The following is a 20,744-nucleotide window of genomic DNA, read 5'->3' as shown; positions in this document are numbered from 1 at the left end:
AGGAAGGGTCCGCCCCGCTCGGAGATTCATACGGAACAGGGTAAGCCCATAGTGCCGCCGGTAACGGCAGGCGAACCGCAAGGAACGCTGTTGGCGCTGTGGGTAAAGGAATGCGGAGAAAGCGAATGCCCGGCTGTAATGGACGGGATACGGGCTGAAACATCGCTCGACGCGAAAGCGGGCAGACTTCCGTGCGGTCATTCATGGCGAGAGAACTTTGACCAATCGTTATACGAGGGAAGGCAGATGACGGCGATCGGCGCGAAAGCGACCGGGGCTGGTGCGCCCTTGCGCGCTGCACAGATGTGGGATCACGCAAACTGGTCGCACGTCGAGGCAGATGTGAAACGACTTCAGGTGCGTATCGCCAAGGCAGTTCGGGAAGGCCGATGGGGCAAGGTAAATGCATTGCAACGTCTGCTTACCCGCTCGCATAGCGGCAAGATGCTGGCCGTGAAGCGGGTGACGGAGAATCGCGGTAAGAGAACGCCGGGGGTGGACGGCAGGATATGGTCATCCCCGGCGGCCAGATGGAACGGAATGATGTCGCTTCGACATCACGGCTATCGTGTGATGCCGCTGCGGCGCGTTTACATTCCAAAGAGTAACGGCAAGAGGCGTCCGCTGGGAATTCCGACGGTGATCTCATAATGCACCTCTCACAGTTGAGTGTTGGAATGTTGCCGCTGTAGATGCCCTGAAGTGCGCACCCAATCCTTTAGTTGCCGTTCCTTGGCGGCATCCAGCGTGACCCACCACGGGCCCAGCCCATCGAGCTTGCGGGCCTGGACTACCTGGCGCTCGATCCAGTAATACACGACGTGTGGACTGACATGCAGCCGATGAGCGAGCTGCTGTGCCGTGAGCTCGTCTGGCCGCCTGTTGGCAGTCTGCGGGAATACGTACCAACTGCCGTCATCATGCTTGAAGAAGAACAGTGCGTGCGCTCCTGAAGGCGACGACGTTTCGACGCACACGTAGCGTCTGCCGCCCAATCTGGTGCGGCTGAAAACGGTCACGCGAACTGGCGTCGCTCGTGCCGGCGCGAGCCATTTTTCGACCTGACAACGCAGGGATTGCCCATTCGTGCTATTCATGTCGCCCTCCAGCAAGTCTGAAGGCCACCAAAGTTAGATAGAACGCAGGCCGCCGACGCCAGCGCGGGCCTTATCCCCAGTTGTCGCTGGCGTTAGCGACAGGCGTTATTTCCCGATTTGCCGGCTCACGTGGTTTTCCTGCTGGTTCAACGCGTACTCTTCATGTTTGGTTAGGTGGCTGCCGTCCTGGCTCGCCATGTCGCGCTCTTCCTGGCGAATCTGATGGTCGTCGTGATGCAGTCTCGCCGCCTCGGTGTGCGACATCTCACCGTCTCGTACTTCCTGGTGAATGCGACGGTCCTGATTCGCGAGGCGATGGTTGACCTCGGCGCGGCGTGGGTGCGTCGCATCCCAGTTGGTTTGCGCCGACGCAGTGCCCACGAGTGACAAGGCGAGTGCCGCAGCAGCAGCGATTTTGTAGGCAGCGTTGTGCATGGTCGTCTCCGATTCAGTTGAAGGGACGGTTTCTGGCCGTTCAACTACTTAACGTTCCGTACGACCACGATGCTGACCGCGCAGTTGTGAGTTCTGAAACCGAATATTTCGTGATGGCTGGGCTTCGAAAAATCGTGTAAGCGCAGGGAGATGTTTCAAACTACACGTCTCGTTACACACAAAAACACCGGTAATCTGCCGGCTCAATATAGTGCGTTCACAACTGACTAGTGAGGCGCGTTATGAAACGAATTCTTGTGCTGATGCTGATGGCCGTATGTCTCGGGAGTGCGCTGGGTGGCTGCATCGTTGTGCCTGCAGGCGGCTACTATCACCGCTATTAAATCGCGTGCAAAGCAGGCGGCGCAGAGACAGTAGTCAGATGCGCCGCCGGCAAGACGAAAGATGCCGATATCACCAAAACCGAAGCACCACGGAAGTACCGAAACTCCAATTCGCGAGCGACCTGACCTTGGAATGGTCGCGTGCCGGCAATCCTGAAAGGTCTTACTGAACAGTCTTTGTTGACATGCTGCTGTCTTCGGGGCGCATGGTGGACATGCTCATGCCACTCGTGGTGTCCGCGCTCTTGCTCATGTCGCCAGGAACCCGGTTCCACGGGCTCGAGACGGGCTCGCTGTGGTACGTCATCCCAGCGGTTGCGGCACCGTGATTGTCGCGTACTGCTTTACTCACGCACCCCGACGAACCAAGGCGCCGGCTCTCTCCCGGGCACTTTGCATTTCAGCGCCAGGTCGCGGAACGCTTCACTTGCGCTAAACTGGCTCGAGCAACCGGAAGGAGACCTGGATGATACGCAAGACGCTCAATGCCTCGCAGCTTCAGCAGGAGGTCAACCGGCGAATCCATCGACTGCAGGAAATCGTCGAGGATGGCGTGAAGATTCGTGTGCCGCGGCCGCAGTTGCAAGAGGCTGACAAGACAGGCTGCAACTGGAACATGACCCACTTCGGCAACGCGGTCGGCTTCGAGCGCGACATCGAGGGCGTGCTCAAGACCGTGCGTGCGGAATACAACCTCAACACCGAAGTGAAAGACACCGGTAACCCGTTTGGGGACTAACCGCGAAAGACAGTCGGGCTAATCCACACGTAGAGGTCAGCGTTGTTGACCTTGCCTCGGTAAACGTACGGGTTCGTACGCGGCAACCTGTTCTTCGCGAACGAGCCCGCCGGAAGGCTAATGTCAAGCGCACCGATGTTCAGCGTCACTGCTTGTGTAGTCGGATTGAGAGCCAGGCTGTTGGCCCCCAACGTGAAGGTCTCCGTTGCGGCAAACGCGGAAAGTTTAGGTGCAGGTAAACAGCAGTCGCGCCAAACCTCGCGAATGGAGAGGTTGGGGACAAGGTTACGTAGTCGAACGACGAGCATGAAACAGCTATTACATGGCGCTTACGACGGCCTAACTGTCGCGAGTCGCGTGCCAGCGAACGGGTCCCGACCCCAGTCAATTACCGGACGTCCACGGCTAATCGACGTTGACGACTTCTCAACTGCAAAGTGTGCCAGTGACTGCCCGGCGCTTGTGGCTTGCTTAAGCCACTGAGGCATATCGCCCTTGCCATCCCAGGTGTCGCCGAACGCACTGCGGTAACGTGCCGACTTTTGGCGCGCGCTTTCTTCGGCGATTGCCGCCGCGACGTCGGCCACCCTGATGCCAACCTTAGCCATCTTGCGGCGTAGGTATGCAATCATACTTTGGCGCTTTTGCTCATCCATGTCAGTTTCCCCTTCGACATTCCAGCCTCGTAGCGGTCTCGTGTCGTCTCGCCCGCCACCAGATGATTCGGACATGCGAAGTATCCGTTTGAGAAAGGCTGCCGTCGATGTGCGATTCTTGAAAACAGTGTTGCAACCAGAGTGGCAAAGCCGGCTGGCTCGTCCGTCTCACTTACGATTCGACACTTTTATTCTGTGCCGCCGGCATGCCTGTGCGTCTTTGGTGCCGCACACTTTGTATCGCGAATTTCAATCCGTAGGTACCCGTGCCCGCGTTCCCATCAAACTTTGCTTTTGAATGAGCGATTGATTGTGACGGTGAGCACTACATTGCGGCCATAATTTCCCGCAAACTTTGGTGCGGGTGGATAGTCTTTCGTCTTACTGGCGCACAACCCGGTTGGCGCCAAACCGCGCCGGTCGCAACCGTGCCTGTCATGGTCATCGGCGCCACCGGCCGCGCTAGCGCAACGCTTTATCGGCCGCCAATACTCGCAGGCTTGTCGCCTCGTCGAATTCACCCTCCCACTTGCCGACAACAATCGTGGCGATCACATTGCCGATTACGTTAATGACCGCTCGTGCTTCCGACATGAAGCGATCGACGGCAAGAAGCAGCACGAGTCCTTGCAGGGGTAGCAGGCCAGTTGCCGCCACTGTGCCGGCCAACGTGACGAACGCGGCGCCGGTCACGCCGGCTGCGCCCTTCGAAGTGAGCAGCATCACACCGAAGATGGTTGCCTGTTGTGTCCAGCTCAGGTGCAGGCCGTAGACCTGCTCGATGAATAGCACGCTAAGCGGCATGGTCAGCGCGACGCCTGTCAGATTGAACGAATAACTCGTGGGCAGCACCAGGCCGACAACGGCGCGCCCCACACCTAGCTGTTCGAGCTTGACCGCGAGCGACGGAAGTGCCGATTCTGACGAAGAGGTGGCGAGCGCCAGCAACAACTCGCCGCGGACATAGCGAAGAATCGGCAGCAGTCGAATTCCGGCGAGCTTGCAGACAATCGCGAAGGCGATGACGACGAACAGGACCATGCTGAAGTAGGCGGTCAGCACGAGCTTGCCCAGCGCAATCAAGGTGACGAGGCCGAACTTGCCGACGGTGAAGCCGATGGCGCCAAACACCCCGAGCGGCGCGAAGGTCATCACGATCGACGTAAACTTGAAGAACACCGTGGTCAGATTCTCGAGCGCCTGCGTAACCGGGCGGCCTTTTTCACCTGACACGACGAGCGCTATGCCGAACACCACGGCGATAAAGAGGATCTGCAACATATCGCCATGCAAGAAAGGCCCGACGAAATTCTCGGGAATAATCTTGAAGAAGACGCTGCCGAAGGAGGACGTTAGCGGTGCGGCAGCGTATTTCGCCAGTTCGCCGCTCAGGCCACCGCTCGGCGGAGCCACGCCGGCACCTGGCCGCAGGACATCGCCCACCACGAAACCGAGGCACAGCGCCATCGCAGTCATCACCTCGAAATAGATCAGCGCCTTGAGACCGATTCTGCCGACTTTACGCAGGTCGCCGACTTGAGCGATTCCTGTCGATATAAACAGGAAAATGATCGGGCCGATGACCATCTTGACGAGCCCGATGAAGGCGTCGGCAAGCACGCGTGAGTCTGCGCCCGTCTTCGGATCGAGCCAGCCCACCAAGGCACCGCATGCCGCTGCGATCAGTATCAGGAGATTGGGATGCCGCCACAGGGGCCGCCGTGTTCGTGGCACATTCGTGGTGGCGGCTGATGCATGGGATGTGAGGCTCACGCTATGTCTCCTGAGACGGCCCGAGTTCGAAGGACTCGGGTCCGATATGGTTTTACCGTTGCGCTAATCAGGCGGTGGCCGCTGCGAGCGCGGGCGCTCGCTTCGCCATGCGTTCGGTGGCGATCTTGGTCGCGATTTCGAACGCACGTTGCATCGCGCCAACCCCGGCCACCCCTTGACCGACGATGTCATAGGCGGTGCCGTGCGCGGGGGTCGTGTAGATCGTATGGAGGCCGCCGGTGATCGTGACGCCTTCGCTGAATCCGAGCAGCTTGGTGGCGATCTGTCCTTGATCGTGATACATGATCACCACAGCATCGAACTCGCCGCGGCGCGCCTTCAGGAACACCGTATCGGACGGGAAGGGCCCTTCGCTGCTGAGCCCCTTGGCACGCAGTTTTTCGAGGGTGGGGCGGATAATCTCGATTTCCTCGTTACCAAACAGGCCGTTTTCGCCCGCGTGGGGATTGAGTGCGGCCACACCGATGCGCGGCGTGCTCTTGCCGAACGCGCGCAGAGTCTCATGAGCGAGCGAGAGTGCCGCTTCGATCCGCTCGGGCGTCACCATATCCACCGCCTGGCGAAGGCTGACATGCGAGGTGACGCGAAACGTCGAAAACAACGAGATCTCGTTGACTTCGCCGTAGTAGCCCTCATGCTCGTTCCACGCAGCGAACAAGGCATGCTCGTCGTTGTATTTCCAGCCGCCACGATTCAGCGCTGCCTTATTGAGGGGTGCGAAACACACCGCATCCAGCAGTCCCAGGCGCGCCCAGTCGGTCATTACCTTGAGGGTTTCACCCGCTAGCCGACCTGCTTCCGGCGATATCGCTCCGCGCTGATGGGCCGCCGGATCGACGTTGTGCAGATCGATAAGCTGGACGGCTTCCGAGGTCCAATCGGCCCGCTCAGGGCTGGACACCGTCACAAATGGAAATTGCACGCCGGCGTCGGACATGCCGAGCCTGAGCACGCGACTGTCGCCTACCACCAGCACGTGAGCCTGTTCGTGGGTTGCCGGGTCGGCTAGCAGTTTGGCGGCGATTTCCGGACCGATTCCCGTGACGTCTCCTAGCATCAGCCCGACGACTGGCTTTGTCTTCATGATTTCTCCTTGCACATTGATGAGTGGGTAGGAGCATTCTTGCCGTGCAACTGCTTTCCGGGAATAGCATAATGGCTCACATCTTTACTTCCTTCAGGTTAGCAATGCACGATCGCGGAGATCTTCTTCTGGTGCTGGCGGTGAAAGAGACCGGCAGTTTGACCGCAGCGGGGCGGCAGTTGGACATAACCGGTGCCGCGGTCACCAAGCGGCTCGCGCAGATCGAGGCGCGTCTCGCGGTGCGCCTGTTTCGGCGCACCACGCGCAGCGTCGTGGCGACGCCTGAAGGTGAGCTGTACTGCGAGTTGGCACGACGCCTTCTGGAGGATTTCGAGAACCTGGAGGCGCGCGTAGCTGATTTTGGCTCGACACCGGTCGGCGTCGTCAAGATAGCCTGCAACGTTGGCTTCGGGCGCCAGTGGGCAGGGCCGACGATCGAAGCGTTCTCGAGACTCTATCCGTCAGTCGACATCGAACTGCATGCGCGCAATCGTCTTCCGGACCTGCAGGCGGAAGGTTTCGACGGTGCCTTGTGGTTGTGGCATCCGCAGTCGACGCAATGGATCATCCAGACGCTCGCGAAGAACCACCGCGCGATGGTCGCCGCGCCTGCCTATCTGGAACGTGCTGGAACACCGCGCACACCGGAGGATCTGGCCGGACATGCGTGCTTGCTGATGCTGGAGCGGGACATGCCTGCCAACATCTGGCGGCTGAACCGGCTGGGCGATGAGACGGGCGAGGCCGCCATTGACGTGCGGGTGACCGGCCGCTTGCGCAGCAACAACGGCGATGTACTGAGGGACTGGGCTATCGGCGGTGCGGGTATCGCGCTCCGGCCGGTCTGGGATGTATTCGAGCACATCAGGAGTGGGCGTTTGACGCACGTGTTGCCGGCGTACGCGAAGCTCGATTCGGACGTGCAGTGGATTGCGCCGTATCGGTCGCATTTGCCGCAGCGGGTACGTTTGCTGAAGGAGTTCCTCGCCGCGCGTCTACGCGAGGCGCCATGGCTCTGAGAGTGGAGAGTCTATTTCCCCGCTGCAAACCATTTGCCGTAGATTTGTTCGTAGGTTCCATCCTCGTACATCGCGAGCAGCGCCTCGTTAATACGCTTGCGCAACGCGCTGCCCTCGGCCACGGCAATGCCGTATTTCTCCGGGCGGAATATCGGCCCGACGACTTGCAAGACACCGTTGCGGCGCTTCGCCGCCCAGTACTGAAGGGTCGGCGCATCATAGACGATCGCCTGCACGTCACCTTGCGTCAGCATGCGGAATCCCTCAGCAGCAGTGGTCACGTTGACAAATGGCAAGCCGCGTTGCGTCAGATAATCCGCAGCAATGGTCCCCGGTACCGTGCCGATCGTTTTGCCTGGAAGATCGTCCGGGCCTTGAATGCTCGACTGGAGGCGCGCCACGGTCTGTGATGATGTGACCGTTGCCGTCAGTTGGGCGATCAGCACGACACCGATCAGCCACATCAAAGGCACGAGTACGCGCCTCCAAACGTTGTTTGCATCGCGTTCGCCGTGCTCTCCCGTTGCAATGATTAACATCGTCACCCATAAGCCTTCGCCGATCGCCCGCAGATAAGGCTTCTGAAAATTGCGATCATTCCTTCGTTCGATCAGCCAGACCAGATTGGCGAGAAGGAAGACGATGCTGAACGCTACGCCCAGAAGCTGACCAATGGACCGCCATGGAATTGACCAGAATGTGGTCAGAAAAGTACTTTCGTTCCGCGCGCGCACCATGATCTGTAATCCAGAGTCGAAATACGGAAGCGAGAAGTCGACGACCTTTTCGCGTTCCGGCGTCATGGTGATAGCGGATATCGCGACATCCGCGTCACCGTGCTGCACGGCGGGCAGCAAATCGGACTGCGCCGAAGCCACGGTCCATGCGAACTCGACGCGCATGCGACGCGCCACTTCGTTCCACAGGTCAATGCTAAAACCTGCCGGTGTATGAGTCTGTGGCAGCACGAACGGCGCGATCGGCGCAATCATCACCCGCAACGGACGGTTTGCGACTGAGGCGGTTGTGGCACCTTGCGCCACGGCGTAACCGGATGCCATCACCGTGCAAGCCAGCATGAGGCCACGCAACGCGATCAGCCATGTCGAACGCCGGTTCATCCAATCCCTCCTGAAGTCGATTGCATCGTTATTGGTTATTTTTGGCCCGCCACGGAGGCCATTCGAAAGACTGAGATGCCCTCCATCGGGTCCAGTGTTTCGCGCCAGGGTGCCCGCTCCAGTAAGCGGGTCGTGTCTTCATAACCCGCGGCCCAGCGCCGCTCGATGCCACTCGACGAAAAATCGATATCTCTGTTCAAATCGTCGTTATCGAATGCGGGCGCGTCGAGTTCCAATACCTGCATCGTGGTGCCACAGCCCCAGCCGAGGAGCGCCTGGAGTTCCGGCGTATCGCGTTTCTCTTCGGGGATGTACTGGCTGAGTTCGCGAATCACGTGACGCAGCCGGTGAATCTGCTTCTGTCGATCGAGATGGCTTTCCGCGCGACTCGAATACTGAATGTCGCGCTGCCGACTCATGACCTGCAAGATGGATTCGGGTTCCGGACCGCTCGATGGCCACAACTGCACCGAAAAAATCACCGAGCTGCATCGCGGCCGATCATCGAGCACGGCTTCCAGCGGCGTGTTCGAGTAGATGCCGCCGTCCCAGTGCGATTCGCCTTCCAGTCGCACCGAAGGGAAGCCGGGTGGAAAAGCAGCGGATGCCATCACGTGCTCGACGTCCATCGGCGCGTCGCGATTGGTGAAATACCGCATACGTCCGCTGCAAACATTGACGGTGCCAACCGTCAATCGCGTCGCCTTGCGATTCAGGTAGTCGAAATCGACGAGTGAAGATAGGGTTTCACGCAGTGGCTCCGTCGAATAGAATGCCGCCCGCTCTGGGCCAACGCGGGCCTGAATACTCGCCCATGACCCCACCTGTGGCGTGAAGAACGACGGCACGCCTTGCGTGACGATCGCCAGGTCGCGCGACCAGTTGGCGAGCCCTGGCAACAGCCAGCTTGCCGCATCGACGCCATGACGCGCCACGCCGTTCCAGAACTGGGTTAATCGCGCAATCCGGTTCTCGGGCAAATTGCCCGCGATGATCGCGCCGTTTATCGCCCCGATCGAGGTGCCGATCACCCAGTCGGGTTTGACCTTGCGGTCATGCATCGCCTGATAGACCCCAGCCTGGTACGCGCCAAGGGCGCCGCCTCCCTGAAAGACAAGCACAACCTGTCCGGAAATGTCCGGTGGGGTTTCCGACTGGTCTGCCGCGTTAGCGTTGCGCTTGCCGTGCGTCTTGTTGCCCATTGCAGGTCTCCCGGACGAATACCGCGGTGCCGGTGATTTTGCCACGGGTGAGGGCGGCCTGGCGCGAAAGCCGATGTTGTGTTGTGGCCGGCGGCGCAGCCACCTGCGAACGCGTTACCGTTCGCGATAGTGCTCGGCCATATGGTCGACGAAAGCTCGCACCTTGGGCGTGACATACCGCGTTTGCGGGTAAAGGGCGTAGTAGTGGCGCGCGCCGAGGGAGTAGGCGGGCAGGAGGTGGACCAGGTGGCCGCGAGCCAGATCGGTCTGAACGGTGTGCCGCGTGAACGCGGCGATGCCGGCACCTGCCAGCGCAGCGGAATAAAGCGCGGTAATCGCGTCGAAGGTCAGGCGGCCGTTCAGTTCAACGCGGGCCGCTGCGCCCCGCCCGGACGTCAGCACCCATTGGTCCGCCGCATGGGCACCGGAAAAGCTCAGCAACGCGTGTTTGGCGAGTTGCTGAGGTGTGCGCGGCAGGCCGTGTTGTGCCAGATAGGCAGGTGACGCGACGAGGACGATGTCCGATACCGTCAGCGTTCGGGCAACCAGACTGGTGTCGGCCAATGGCCCGCTGATACGCAGGGCGACATCGAAGCCCTCTGCTACGAGATCGACAAATTGATCGTTGCAAGACAGGTCGAGCTGCAGGTCAGGGTAGCGTTTCTGGAAAGCCGGAAGCCAGTCCGCCAGTTCAAGCGTGCCAATGGCAAGGGGCACGCTGACTCGCAACCGGCCAGTCACCGTTTGATGCTCATCGGACATCGCCTGGGTTGCCGCATCGACACGTTCGAGAATGTCGACGCTGGCCGCGAAGTAGCGCTCGCCCGCGGCAGTGAGCGCAAATCTCCGCGTGTTACGGTTGATCAACTGGACACCGAGCGTGGCCTCAAGCTGCTTCAGTTGGCGCGATACGGTCGAGTGCGAAGTGCCGAGCCGTTCGGCGGCAGCGGAAAACCCTTTTGCATCCACGATGCTGCGGAAGACCCGCATGGCGAGCAGTTGATCCATGAGTCGAGCGCGTTGTCGAAGCGTCGGATGCTATCACGACGCGATACCCGGGCGGCATGGCGTCTCGCGTGACACCCAGGTTTCGCGAGGTGGGTTACGAAGCCAGCGACAGCACATCCCGTGTGCTTACCACGGAGCCAAAGGTATCCGCGATCTCGGCTAACGCAGACAGATGCAACATTTCATGCGGGACGCTATACGTGTCGTTGAACTCGATGTTCCGGGTCGCGCACGCGTCAGCTGCCACCACCACTTCAAAGCCCGCGGGCACGGCGTCACGCGCAGCGCCGGCAACACAGGCATGTGTCATCAGACCGCATATCACGAGATGAGTGACACCATCGGCCTTCAGCGTCTGCGCCAGATCGGTACTGGCAAACACACTCACGGACGTCTTCTTGACCAGCAGATGGTCGGCTTTCGGCTGGATATCGGAACAGATTTCGGCATTCCGGCCGTTAGCGGCGAACAAGGGCGACTCTGGCAGCGCGATGTGCTGCACGTGCACGACTCGCCATCCATGGCGATCGGCGCAATCGACAAGGGCGCGTGCATTCTGCAGCGCGTTCACGCCGTTGGGAATCGGCAACGAGCCTGTGAAATATTCGTTCTGGAAGTCAATCACCAGCAATGCTGTGGTGCGGGCCGGCAAAGAAGCTGGCGTAACAGCACCGAGGATGCTACGCAGCGTACGCTTCGACATGATGAGGTTCCTTTCGACTGACTGGGGAGGAACGAAGTCTAGGGGCCGCAGGTTGTCGCTACAACGCCGTGTGCGTCACAAGCTTTGTGCATGATGCGCACAGGTTGTATTCCAGCGCGAGCGTCTGCCGTGTCATACCGGGCATCATGGCCAAGGTGTCTTGAGACACCGCGACGTTCGGCCGGCTGCACTGCGCCATTTCCGCTTCAGCGTGTGACAGAATGCGCCAGGGATGTCTCACCAGGAGGCGATCTTCGATCTGTCCGGACGGCACCATTGAATCTCCTTTCCACCACTGTTCCTATCTCGTTGGTTAACGGCGTTCTGGCCAGCGCTGACCCCGCTGCGGTTGAGCGCCTGGCTGAGCAATCGGGTATCTCTCGCGAACTACTGCGCGCGGCGGGCGCCCGAGTGACACAGGAGCAGTTCGCGACGCTCTATCGGATGCTCGCCAATGAACTGGACGACGAAATGCCTGGCATCTTTAGCCGACGGCTGCGGAACGGGACGCTGAAATACCTGTGCTTAAGTCTTCTCGATGCGTCGCGACTCGACGTCGCAATGCATCGGATGGGACAGTTCCTGCATCTGATGCTCGATGAATTCAGGCTCGAAACGCGGCGCGAGGGCATGCTTTGCCGCGTTGAGCTGGTGGCCAATCCGCAGGGTCCAGCCTTTAGCTCGCTCGCGCGGCAACTCATGCTCAAGTTCGTGCATGGGCTGGCTTCATGGTTGATCGGTCAGCGGATCCCATTGAACGAAGTGGAGTTCGATTTTCCGCGCTCGCCGCATTCGGGCGACTACCTGTATCTTTTCCCGGGCCCTGTGCGGTTCAACGGCCTGACGACTTTTATGTCTTTCGAGGCGCGGTACCTCGACATGGTTATCCGCCAGCGCAAATCTGACCTGAAGACATTTCTTTTGCGTGCGCCGGAAGACTGGATCTTTGTGTCATTTGCCGAACAGTTGGCCAGCCATCGGGTTCGCCAATATATTTCTGGTTGTCTTCCGCACGTTCCAACCATCGAGGTGGTGGCGCGCGATCTGCATTACTCGGTGCGCACGCTGTGCCGACGGCTGTCAGCCGAAGGCACAACGTTCCAGGCGGTCAAGGACGAATTGCGCCGCGATATCGCCATTCAGCGTCTCACACGCTCGACCGATGCGATTCGCGCCATTGCGTACGACGTCGGCTTCGACGATCCGACGGCGTTCCATCGGGCATTCCGTCATTGGACCGGCAGCACGCCGCATGCCTATCGCAAGCCGGTCTGATTCTCGACACTACATGGAGGTGGCCGGCGAGCTGACGAGATGTTTACCGAAGCGCTGCCGCAGGGCCAGCTTCTGCAGCTTTCCGGTTGCGGTGAGGGGGAGTTCGGACACAAACACGACGTCGTCCGGAGTCCACCATTTCGCCACGCGTCCGTTATAGAACGCCAGGAGTTCCGGCGCGGTCAATGTACTGTCAGGCCGACGCACGGCGATCAGCAAGGGGCGTTCGTCCCACTTTGGGTGCTCGCACGCAATGCAGGCGGCCATGGCGATGTCCGGATGCGACATCGCGACGTTTTCCAGTTCGATGGAAGAAATCCATTCGCCACCGGATTTGATGACGTCCTTGCTTCGGTCCGTAATTTGCATATAACCGTTGGCGTCAATCGTCGCGACGTCTCCGGTAGGAAACCAGCCGTCTTGCAGCGGAGACTGCTCCACGCCAAAGTAGTGTTCCATCACCCAATGGCCCCGCGCCATCAGGTCGCCGGCGGACTTGCCATCCCATGGCAATTCCTCGCCATTTGCGTTGACGATCTTCAGGTCGATCCCGGGCACGGCGTGCCCCTGTTTTGCATCGATGCGCGCGCGCTCGTCCGCGGACATGTCCGCGTAACTTTGCAATGGCGTACAGACGGAGCCGAGTGGCGATAGTTCTGTCATCCCCCACGCGTGTATTGCGGTGATGCCGCAGTCGCGCAAGGACGCGGCCAGTTGGGGAGGGCAGGCGGCCCCGCCGACGACCGCGCGCTTGAACGTCTCGCTGCGCTTACCGGTGCGGCGCATGTAATCCACGAGTCCCAGCCAGATGGTCGGCACACCTGCAGAAAACGTAACCCCTTCCTGTTCGAAGAGTTCGCATAAGGATTCACCGTCAAGCTTGGCGCCAGGCAAGACGAGTTTTGCACCAACCAATGCGGAGGAAAACGGCAAGCCCCAGGCGTTCACATGGAACATCGGCACCACCGGCGCGATGGTGTCGGTCGCCGACAGGCTGAGCGCATCCGGCATCACCGTTGCGTAAGCCATCAGCGTGAGCGAACGATGCGAATACAGGACACCCTTGGGATTGCCGGTGGTGCCTGACGTGTAGCACAGCACAGCCGCTTCACGCTCGTCAAACTGAGGCCATGCGAACGACAGGGGCTGCCCACTGATCAGTGTCTCGTAGCTTTCCAGTGGGACGGCAAACGTCCGCGGCAGTGCACTCTCGTCGCTCAGCATGATCCACGCTTCGACGTGCGGACACTGTGGCGCAATCTGTTCGACGAGGGACGCGAACGACGCGTCGAAACAGATCATCCGGTCACGTGCATGATTGATGATGTAGGCGATCTGCTCGGGGAAGAGCCGCGGATTGATCGTATGGCACACCGCGCCGATGCCGGCGACGCCGTAATACAGTTCCATGTGGCGATAGCCGTTCCAGGCGATCGTGCCGATACGATCGCCGGCTACGATGCCGCGGTTCGTCAATGCGCCAGCCAGTTGCATCGCTCGCGTATGGCAGTCCCGGTAGGTATACCGGTGGATGTCGCCCTCTACGCGACGCGACACAATTTCGACCGCGCCGGCATGGCGTGCCGCTTGCTGAAGCAACGACGACAGCAACAACGGTGCATACATCATCTGGCCAGCCATGTTCATGAACCTGTCTCCTCAGTCTGTCTTTAACCGCGAGTCGCCGCGCGGCGCTTGCGGATCATTCTAGTCAGACGCGGTGGTTTGAACATTGGCACAGCAGGCCGATTGATTGACAAAACCTGCCAACCCCGAGTTATCTGATTGGGGTGCCGTTGGTTACCGGCCGACGCACCGACCGCCGCCGCAACCTACCGAAGACCCAGCGCCAGCTCAACAAACTGCATCGCCCGGGCGTTGGCGTCGCCACGGCGGTGAACGATGTACAGCGTGGTGACGGTGTCTGTCTCGTCCAACTGTCTGAACACGACGCCCGGCAGCGCAATGGCCTGCAGCGTCGACGGCACCAGCGCAATACCGAGCCCGGTGGCAGTCAGCCCGATCAGGGTGGAAGCCTGCTGGGCCTCCTGAACCACCTGAGGTTCGAATCCGCGCTTCGCGCACAACGCGACAGTCTTTTCGTGGATCGCAACCCCCGCTTGCCGCGGATAGGCGATGAACGGCTCGTCGCGCAGATCCTTCAGCTTGATCGATGGGGCCTTGGCCAGGCGATGCCTGGCATGCATGGCGAGCACGAGCGGCTCTTCCATCAGCGGCGTGAACACCAGATCGGTAGGGGGCACGCTTTCGGGCATCCGCAGCAACCCGACGTCGATTTCGCGCTGCTCGATCGCCTCGATCTGCCGGGACGACGACAGCTCCAGCAGCGTGATGTTGACCTTCGGCCGTTGCGTTCGGTACGCGTGAATCAGCTTGGGGAAGAACGGTGACAGCGTCGAAGCATTGGTAAAGCCGACCCGCAAACGCCCGACGTCGCCGCTGACGGTTTCCCAGACGCTTTCCTTCGCGTGTTCGATTCGCGCGAGGATCGCCCGTGCGTCGTCCAGCAGCGCCAGCCCCGCCTCGGTCAACGCGACCGAGCGGCGTGTGCGGTGGAAGAGCCGCGCGCCCAGTTCCGTCTCCAGCGACTGGATCGCGAGACTCAACGGTGCCTGCGTAATGCCCAGCCGCTCGGCGCTGCGGCGGAAATGCAGTTCCTGCGCCAGCACCACGAAAAATTCCAGATGACGGATATTCATTGATTTGCTCTGTAAATCAATAACCTTGATTTGGAGAATAAATCAAAACTGTTTCCCGGGCGATACTGTCTTCCACCTACACAACAACGGAGACAGCAATGAACGGTGCGGAACTGGTCGAACGCCTGCGAGCGCGACACAAGGTCATTGCGCTGGGCATTCGCGCCTCGCGCACAACGGATGCGGTCCGCTGGGCCAAAGCGGCCGGCTACGACACGATCTGGGTGGATATGGAGCACAGCTCGCTGCCGGTCGATATCGTGTCGCAACTGTGCTCGTGCGCGGTCGACCTCGGTCTGATGCCGTGGGTGCGCGTGCCGGAACGTGATTACGGCACCATCAACCGCGTGCTGGATGGCGGGGCGCTCGGCATCATCGTGCCGCGCGTCGAGACCGCCGAACAGGCGCGCGACGCGGTGATCGCCACGCGCTTTCCGCCGCTCGGCCAGCGTTCGCAACTGGCGACGCTGCCCTACGTCAACTTCGAGAAACTGCCCGCACGCGAGCTCAACGGGCGTCTGAACGAAGCGACCGTGCTCAAGGTGCTGATCGAAAGCCGCGCCGGCGTCGAAGCTGCTGATGCGATTGCGGCGATCGAAGGCGTCGACGTGCTCGCGCTCGGTTGCAACGATCTCTCCGCCGATCTGGGCCACACCGGCGAATCGGCGCATCCCGAGGTCGTGGCCGCGTGCCGCAAGGTGATCGCGGCGGCGCAGCGGCACGGCAAGGTGGTGATCGTGGGCGGCATGCCGGAGTGCGAGGCGCTCAATGAATTGCGCCGCGAGGGCGCCGCGCCTTTTGTCTTTGCCGGTATCGACAGCGATGTTTATCTGGCGGCGCTGCGTGAGCGCGTCGAGCAGGCACGTCAACTTTAATTCGAACTTCTACTTTCAGATCATGGCAGAAACCCCGCTGATTTCTACGCCGATGCGCGACTACGAGACCTTGTCGCGCCCTTCATTCACAATGCCGCCGCTCGCCTGCGACGCGCACATGCACGTGTTCGGCCCCGAAGATAAATATCCGAAGGTCGAGCATCCGCACTACACGCTGCCGGACGGCAAGCTCTCGCACTATCTGCAGATGATGAGCGTGCTGCACCTGAAGCGTTTCGTGATCGTGCAGCCGAGTTTCTACGGTACGGACAACCGTTGTCTGATCGACGCGCTGCACGTAGCAGGTTCGATCGCGCGTGGCGTCGTGATGATCGACGAGAACACGGATGCGGCCACGCTGGACCGTTTCCATCAGTCCGGCGTACGCGCGGTGCGCCTCGATCTGTTTGCGCGCTCCGGGCTGCCGACCGGCGAGATTCAGCAGTACATCACACGGATGGCCCGCTTGTGCGCAAGCCTCGGCTGGCATGTGCAGTTCTATGCGCCGGGCTGGGTGGTGCGCAATCTGATTCCGTTTCTCGCCGACGTGCAGACCGATTTCGTTATCGATCACATGGGCTACATGCTGGAAGAAGACGGCCTCACGCAAGCGGATTTCGACCGTCTCCTCAGTTTGCTGAAAGACGGTAGCTGCTGGCTTAAACTCAGTGCGCCCTACCGGATCGCCAAACATCGCGGCTATGAAGCCGTGGCGCCGATGGCCGAAGCGATCATCAAGGCCGCGCCGCAAAAAGTGATCTGGGGTTCGGACTGGCCGCACATTCCTGATTCGACACGCGACACCGGCGAATTGCTGAATCTGCTCGGCGCATGGACCGACGATCCGGCGGTGCACGAGATGATTCTGTCCGGCAACCCCGCGCGTTTGTTCGATTACTGAGGTCAACCACATCCACCATGCCCTATCAACCCAACGCAGCGTTTGCCGGTCTCTTTCGGGCGTTCACGTCGGACCCGCAGAGCATCGGCGCGCATCTGACGCAGCAGATGGCGCAGCAGCAAGCGGACGATCCATTGCTGGTGTCGACCGGCAGCGATATCGTGCTGTTTCCCGGCGCGGGGCGCGCGCCGACGATCGAGAGCTTTCGCAAATCGACACGTGGCTTCATCGAATTGACAGCGGTATCGCATCTGCCGCTGGCGCTGGCTTATCTTGCGCGGATGCGTGAACTGTCGCCGCGCGACGACGCGTGGCAACGCGACGCGTCGAACCTGCGCGACCATGCGCAGGCAACCCGCGCGGCGAACTCGCTCGCGCTCTGGCGCGATCAGGTCGCGGTCGAGCGCTTCGCAGGTCACGAGCAGAAGATCGCTGATCTCGTCGACTACACCTGTGGCGTGACTATCGATCTGCTCAATCGGGTCGAGAAAGATCACGCGCTGCTGAGCTTCGAACGCCTGAACGACGAGTACTTCGCCGCACCGTCCACAAGCGCGGTTCCTGTGCCGATGAACGATGTGATGTTCGCGACCTTCGGGCTTGCGTTTCTCGACATCGTCTACCGCATCGGCAACTGGTTGCGCGCGCAAGCACTCGACTGGAACCGCTTGATGGTGCTCGTCAGCGGCCGGTCGGGCAGGCCGACGGCCGGCGTGACGTGGGCGACGAACAACATGTGCTATCTGGTGTGGTGCGCGTCGAACCGCGTGCTGTTGCCGGAGCGCGTGTTTATCGCGCCGCACGCGCCGTCGTTTTCGATCGCCGACTTGCCGGACGCAGCGGGCATGGCGGAACTGGAGCGCACGTACCGGGAACTGTGGCTCAACACCCGTTCGAGTATCGATGTCGCGCGCGCGCTGTTTCCCGGGCAGCGTCCGTTTCACTTCGATCCGGCGCCGCCCAACGGCATGCCGCCTATCACCTCGCTCGACGACCGCGATGCGACCACGGCACGCCTGCGCCGCATCATGGAAGATCCCACGCAACTGTTGTCCAACTGTGTTGCTGATTACATCGTCGATCAGTTGTACCGCAACGGCAATCAGCCGCAGAAGGTTGAGATCCCAGGTTTCACGAATGTGACTTTTCCGAGCGCCGTGCAGTCGTAACGACGACGGCCGGACCGACACCCGCGCGCAAGGGCAACCGCGCGGGCTATAAAAAAGACGCCCATGATGAAGGAGACAAGCCTCATGAACCTACTCGCACAAGAGCCGTCGGTGGGGCCACCGGTCAGCAACGTGCTGCGCATCACGCTGGTGTGCTTCGCGGTATCGATGATCGACGGCTTCGACACGCTGATGTTGTCGTTCGTCGCGCCTTTGCTGGCGAAGTCTTTGCAGATCGATCACGCAACACTGGGCCGTGTGTTCGGCGCCGGCTTCATCGGCACGGTGCTTGGCTCGCTGATCGTCGGGCCGCTGGCCGATCGTTTCGGCCGACGGCCGATGCTGCTGCTGGCGCTCGTTGTGACCGGCATTTTCACACTCGGCTGTGCGTTCGCCACGTCCGCGACGATGTTGGCCACACTGCGGTTTATCGGCGGTCTCGGCATGGGCGGCGCCATTCCACCGGTGGCGGCGATCACGGCTGAGAGCAGTTCGCCGCAACGCCGCTCTTCGCTGGTGATTCTGATGTTTATCGGCTTTCCGCTGGGCGCGGTGGTGGGCGGCGCGATCAGCGCGGCGTTGATGGTGCGCTTCGGCTGGCCGTTCGTGTTCCTGATGGGCGGCACGTTCGCGTTGCTCGCGCTGATCCCGGTGCTGCTCGTGATTCCGGCGCAAACCGTGAGCCGCGCCGAACGGGCGGCAGCACGACAGCATGCGGCGGCGCATGGTCTTAACGTCGTCGGCAACATGTTCACCGGCGGCCGGCTCCCCGCGACGCTGGCGCTGTGGGTCAGCGTGTTGTCGAGCATGATCCTGTCGGGCTTCCTGGTCAGCTTTATGCCGACCATTCTCAACATGAACGGCGTCGAACCGGGACGCGCGGCGCTCGGTTCGGTGCTGCTCAATTTCGGCGCGATCGGTGGTGCGCTGGTGATGTCGGCCGTGGTCGGCAAGCGAGGGCCATTTATACCGGTGGCGATTTCTTTCCTTGGCGGCGCGGTGTTGACGGTGGCGTTGGGCCAGATCATCGGTGCGGGGAATATCGCGCTTGCGATGCTATTTGCCGTCGGCGCGTTTCTGGTCGGCGGGCAGTTGACGTTTCCGGCGATTGCCAGCTATCTCTTTTCCGCTAACGTGAGGGCGGCCGGTGTCGGTTGGACGCTGGCGATCGGACGCATCGGTTCGATTGTCGGGCCGGTGGTCGGCGGCATCCTGCTGTCGCGGCATCTGTCGTTCGAAACACTGTTCATGCTGGCGGCGATCCTCGCGGTGGGTGCTGCGCTGGGTCTTTGCCTTGCCAACGTGCTGCGGCCGCGCGAAAAAGAGAGTGGACCGGTCACGCCGACTGCGTCTTTTGCAATCACGGGTTCGGAGTTGGGAGAAGCCAGTCATGGCAAAAACTGAATCGGGCGGCGGCCTGCTCACGACGCTGCAGCAACTGCCGACCAGCGGTGCGCGCGCCGTGGAAGTCTTTACGACAGACGAGGGCACCTTTCTCGCGGTGCCGCAGCTCGCGCGCGATGTGCCAGGTGGACCGCTTTATATGAACGGTGGCGACAGCGACATCGAAGCACCGATTTACCGCTGGCAGGACGGTCGTTTTATCGAGCACGAAGTGCTGGCATTACCCGGCGGCGAGGACCTCGAGTACTTTGAGATCGACGGCCGGCGCTTCCTCGCGGCAGCTGGCATTCGAACCGGCAAGGGGCCGTACGATCTCGATACGGACGCGATCGTGTATGAACGCGTCGCTGGCGCATGGGTGCCGCTGCAACGCTTTCTGGCATTCGCCGCGAAGCAGTGGACTGCCTTTTCATTCGACTCGCGTCATTTCCTCGGGTTGTCGCAAGGCGTGGTGGTCGACGGTGTCGTGCCGAAACATCCACGCGAATCGTGCCTGTTCGAATGGAATGGTGAGCGCTTCGTGACATTCCAGACTTTCGATGGCCAGTGGGGCTACAACTTCGCGTTCGTGACATTTGGTGGCGAGCACTACCTCGCGTATGCGGATCACGTCAGTGGATCGTCGGTGCATCGCTGGAACGGCGAGCAGTTCGTACCGCTGCAAACGTTCAGCGAAAACGGCGGCCGTGCGTTCCGCTTTTTCGAAGCCGATGACGCGCTATGGATGGTGCACGCGAACCTGCTGAAGCACACCACGCTTTATCGATTCGACGGGGCACAGTTTGTTGATGTGCAGGTGCTGGGTGGCGCGGGTGGACGCGAACTGTGTTTGATCGACGGCAAAGAGGGACGCTATCTGGTACGCGTGTGCTTTATCACCGGAACGCCTAAAGCGCCGGTTGTCGTGCCGCAATCGGAGATTTTCCGCTGGCGGGATGCGCGCTTTGAATTAGTGGGTGATTTCGCGACATCCGGTGCGACCGATGCCGCTAGCTTCGTTGCCGATGGTCAGCGCTATCTGGTGGTCAGCAACAGTCTGAGCGAAGAGATCCGCTTTCGCACCGATTCGACGTTATACCGGTTCAACGGTTAGCGGCTAGACGCGGATATCAGTTGTGCCCGGCGGCCCGCCGGGCAGTTCCACACGGGAACAGATTTCCCTCTTGCGGGGGAGGGCGACGCTTTGCCTTTTAAAAAT

Annotated in this window: 19 protein-coding genes and 1 pseudogene; 9 read left to right on the top strand and 11 right to left on the bottom strand. The window is 60.7% G+C overall.

The features are described from left to right. Positions 1-651 (top strand): reverse transcriptase N-terminal domain-containing protein (locus tag PQQ96_RS26585; RefSeq protein ID WP_408298196.1); only part of this gene is annotated, 651 nt, incomplete at its 5' end. Positions 652-881: 230 nt separating this feature from the next. On the opposite strand, the pseudogene PQQ96_RS26580 reads toward PQQ96_RS26585, so the two are convergent. Next, positions 882-1,097: pseudogene (locus tag PQQ96_RS26580) on the bottom strand (hypothetical protein); the annotation flags it as partial. A gap of 105 nt (positions 1,098-1,202) precedes the next feature. Then, positions 1,203-1,532 (bottom strand): hypothetical protein, encoded by a 330-nt coding sequence (locus PQQ96_RS26575; RefSeq protein ID WP_408298195.1) that lies wholly within the window; start codon positions 1,530-1,532, stop codon positions 1,203-1,205. Positions 1,533-2,342: 810 nt separating this feature from the next. On the opposite strand from PQQ96_RS26575, the gene PQQ96_RS26570 reads away from it, so the two are divergent. Then, complete coding sequence (locus PQQ96_RS26570) at positions 2,343-2,615, top strand: hypothetical protein (RefSeq protein ID WP_408298194.1); 273 nt, start codon at positions 2,343-2,345, stop codon at positions 2,613-2,615. 329 nt (positions 2,616-2,944) lie between these two features. Here PQQ96_RS26570 and PQQ96_RS26565 read toward each other — a convergent pair whose 3' ends face one another. The 3 genes from PQQ96_RS26565 to PQQ96_RS26555 all read right to left on the bottom strand — a co-directional run bounded on the left by PQQ96_RS26565 (position 2,945) and on the right by PQQ96_RS26555 (position 6,149). Beyond that, positions 2,945-3,271: an H-NS family nucleoid-associated regulatory protein gene (locus PQQ96_RS26565; protein WP_408298192.1), complete on the bottom strand. Its 327-nt coding sequence runs from the start codon at positions 3,269-3,271 to the stop codon at positions 2,945-2,947. Between the two features lie 462 nt (positions 3,272-3,733). Beyond that, the gene (locus tag PQQ96_RS26560) at positions 3,734-5,044 is read right to left on the bottom strand and encodes a cation:dicarboxylate symporter family transporter (protein WP_408298190.1); all 1,311 of its coding nucleotides are present in this window, start codon (positions 5,042-5,044) and stop codon (positions 3,734-3,736) included. A 67-nt stretch (positions 5,045-5,111) separates the two neighbouring features. Continuing rightward, the gene (locus PQQ96_RS26555) at positions 5,112-6,149 is read right to left on the bottom strand and encodes a PdxA family dehydrogenase (RefSeq protein WP_408298188.1); all 1,038 of its coding nucleotides are present in this window, start codon (positions 6,147-6,149) and stop codon (positions 5,112-5,114) included. Positions 6,150-6,253: 104 nt separating this feature from the next. Between PQQ96_RS26555 and PQQ96_RS26550 the strand changes: the two genes are divergently transcribed. Further along, a complete protein-coding gene (locus PQQ96_RS26550) occupies positions 6,254-7,168 on the top strand; it encodes a LysR family transcriptional regulator (protein WP_408298186.1) in 915 nt (304 codons plus the stop codon). Positions 7,169-7,179: 11 nt separating this feature from the next. On the opposite strand, the gene PQQ96_RS26545 is transcribed toward PQQ96_RS26550, so the two are convergent. From PQQ96_RS26545 to PQQ96_RS26530, 4 genes are all read right to left on the bottom strand, one after another. Then, positions 7,180-8,229 (bottom strand): transporter substrate-binding domain-containing protein, encoded by a 1,050-nt coding sequence (locus tag PQQ96_RS26545; protein WP_408298184.1) that lies wholly within the window; start codon positions 8,227-8,229, stop codon positions 7,180-7,182. A gap of 95 nt (positions 8,230-8,324) precedes the next feature. After that, positions 8,325-9,491 (bottom strand): patatin-like phospholipase family protein, encoded by a 1,167-nt coding sequence (locus PQQ96_RS26540; protein WP_408298183.1) that lies wholly within the window; start codon positions 9,489-9,491, stop codon positions 8,325-8,327. 114 nt (positions 9,492-9,605) lie between these two features. Next, positions 9,606-10,499, bottom strand: a complete 894-nt coding sequence (locus PQQ96_RS26535) for a LysR family transcriptional regulator (RefSeq protein WP_408298181.1) — start codon at positions 10,497-10,499, stop codon at positions 9,606-9,608. A 94-nt stretch (positions 10,500-10,593) separates the two neighbouring features. Then, entirely contained in the window at positions 10,594-11,202 is a 609-nt protein-coding gene (locus PQQ96_RS26530; protein WP_408298180.1) for a cysteine hydrolase family protein, read from the bottom strand. Positions 11,203-11,505: 303 nt separating this feature from the next. On the opposite strand from PQQ96_RS26530, the gene PQQ96_RS26525 reads away from it, so the two are divergent. After that, the gene (locus PQQ96_RS26525) at positions 11,506-12,477 is read left to right on the top strand and encodes an AraC family transcriptional regulator (protein ID WP_408298204.1); all 972 of its coding nucleotides are present in this window, start codon (positions 11,506-11,508) and stop codon (positions 12,475-12,477) included. Positions 12,478-12,486: 9 nt separating this feature from the next. On the opposite strand, the gene PQQ96_RS26520 is transcribed toward PQQ96_RS26525, so the two are convergent. Next, complete coding sequence (locus tag PQQ96_RS26520) at positions 12,487-14,118, bottom strand: 3-(methylthio)propionyl-CoA ligase (RefSeq protein ID WP_408298202.1); 1,632 nt, start codon at positions 14,116-14,118, stop codon at positions 12,487-12,489. A 191-nt stretch (positions 14,119-14,309) separates the two neighbouring features. Next, entirely contained in the window at positions 14,310-15,197 is an 888-nt protein-coding gene (locus PQQ96_RS26515) for a LysR family transcriptional regulator (protein WP_408298178.1), read from the bottom strand. 98 nt (positions 15,198-15,295) lie between these two features. Here PQQ96_RS26515 and PQQ96_RS26510 point away from each other — a divergent pair, with 98 nt between their 5' ends. From PQQ96_RS26510 to PQQ96_RS26490, 5 genes are all read left to right on the top strand, one after another. Further along, entirely contained in the window at positions 15,296-16,072 is a 777-nt protein-coding gene (locus PQQ96_RS26510) for an HpcH/HpaI aldolase family protein (RefSeq protein ID WP_408298176.1), read from the top strand. Continuing rightward, positions 16,041-16,973: an amidohydrolase family protein gene (locus PQQ96_RS26505; RefSeq protein WP_408298174.1), complete on the top strand. Its 933-nt coding sequence runs from the start codon at positions 16,041-16,043 to the stop codon at positions 16,971-16,973. Before PQQ96_RS26510 ends, PQQ96_RS26505 begins: the two co-directional genes overlap by 32 nt. Before the next feature lie 17 nt (positions 16,974-16,990). Next, on the top strand, positions 16,991-18,142 hold the full coding sequence (locus PQQ96_RS26500; protein WP_408298172.1) for a DUF5624 domain-containing protein: 1,152 nt from the start codon (positions 16,991-16,993) through the stop codon (positions 18,140-18,142). A gap of 84 nt (positions 18,143-18,226) precedes the next feature. Next, positions 18,227-19,546 carry an MFS transporter gene (locus PQQ96_RS26495; RefSeq protein WP_408298170.1) on the top strand — a complete coding sequence of 440 codons (1,320 nt, stop codon included), beginning with the start codon at positions 18,227-18,229 and terminating at the stop codon, positions 19,544-19,546. Then, on the top strand, positions 19,533-20,639 hold the full coding sequence (locus tag PQQ96_RS26490; RefSeq protein WP_408298168.1) for a hypothetical protein: 1,107 nt from the start codon (positions 19,533-19,535) through the stop codon (positions 20,637-20,639). The genes PQQ96_RS26495 and PQQ96_RS26490 overlap by 14 nt, the downstream gene beginning before the upstream one ends. Positions 20,640-20,744 lie beyond the last annotated feature (105 nt).

The organism is Paraburkholderia sediminicola (assembly GCF_046027825.1).
Classification (GTDB): Bacteria; Pseudomonadota; Gammaproteobacteria; order Burkholderiales; family Burkholderiaceae; genus Paraburkholderia; species Paraburkholderia sediminicola_D.
The sequence above is the reverse complement of the archived record's forward strand: the minus strand, read 5'-3'. Positions and strand labels throughout refer to the sequence as shown.

What these genes read in the sequence shown, in the direction of transcription:
- PQQ96_RS26575 (WP_408298195.1), bottom strand. Translation starts at nt 1,532, where the DNA reads ATGCACAACGCTGCCTACAAAATCGCTGCTGCTGCGGCACTCGCCTTG.
- PQQ96_RS26570 (WP_408298194.1), top strand. Translation starts at nt 2,343, where the DNA reads ATGATACGCAAGACGCTCAATGCCTCGCAGCTTCAGCAGGAGGTCAAC.
- PQQ96_RS26565 (WP_408298192.1), bottom strand. Translation starts at nt 3,271, where the DNA reads ATGGATGAGCAAAAGCGCCAAAGTATGATTGCATACCTACGCCGCAAG.
- PQQ96_RS26555 (WP_408298188.1), bottom strand. Translation starts at nt 6,149, where the DNA reads ATGAAGACAAAGCCAGTCGTCGGGCTGATGCTAGGAGACGTCACGGGA.
- PQQ96_RS26550 (WP_408298186.1), top strand. Translation starts at nt 6,254, where the DNA reads ATGCACGATCGCGGAGATCTTCTTCTGGTGCTGGCGGTGAAAGAGACC.
- PQQ96_RS26545 (WP_408298184.1), bottom strand. Translation starts at nt 8,229, where the DNA reads ATGGCATCCGGTTACGCCGTGGCGCAAGGTGCCACAACCGCCTCAGTC.
- PQQ96_RS26540 (WP_408298183.1), bottom strand. Translation starts at nt 9,491, where the DNA reads ATGGGCAACAAGACGCACGGCAAGCGCAACGCTAACGCGGCAGACCAG.
- PQQ96_RS26535 (WP_408298181.1), bottom strand. Translation starts at nt 10,499, where the DNA reads ATGGATCAACTGCTCGCCATGCGGGTCTTCCGCAGCATCGTGGATGCA.
- PQQ96_RS26530 (WP_408298180.1), bottom strand. Translation starts at nt 11,202, where the DNA reads ATGTCGAAGCGTACGCTGCGTAGCATCCTCGGTGCTGTTACGCCAGCT.
- PQQ96_RS26520 (WP_408298202.1), bottom strand. Translation starts at nt 14,118, where the DNA reads ATGGCTGGCCAGATGATGTATGCACCGTTGTTGCTGTCGTCGTTGCTT.
- PQQ96_RS26515 (WP_408298178.1), bottom strand. Translation starts at nt 15,197, where the DNA reads ATGAATATCCGTCATCTGGAATTTTTCGTGGTGCTGGCGCAGGAACTG.
- PQQ96_RS26510 (WP_408298176.1), top strand. Translation starts at nt 15,296, where the DNA reads ATGAACGGTGCGGAACTGGTCGAACGCCTGCGAGCGCGACACAAGGTC.
- PQQ96_RS26500 (WP_408298172.1), top strand. Translation starts at nt 16,991, where the DNA reads ATGCCCTATCAACCCAACGCAGCGTTTGCCGGTCTCTTTCGGGCGTTC.
- PQQ96_RS26495 (WP_408298170.1), top strand. Translation starts at nt 18,227, where the DNA reads ATGAACCTACTCGCACAAGAGCCGTCGGTGGGGCCACCGGTCAGCAAC.
- PQQ96_RS26490 (WP_408298168.1), top strand. Translation starts at nt 19,533, where the DNA reads ATGGCAAAAACTGAATCGGGCGGCGGCCTGCTCACGACGCTGCAGCAA.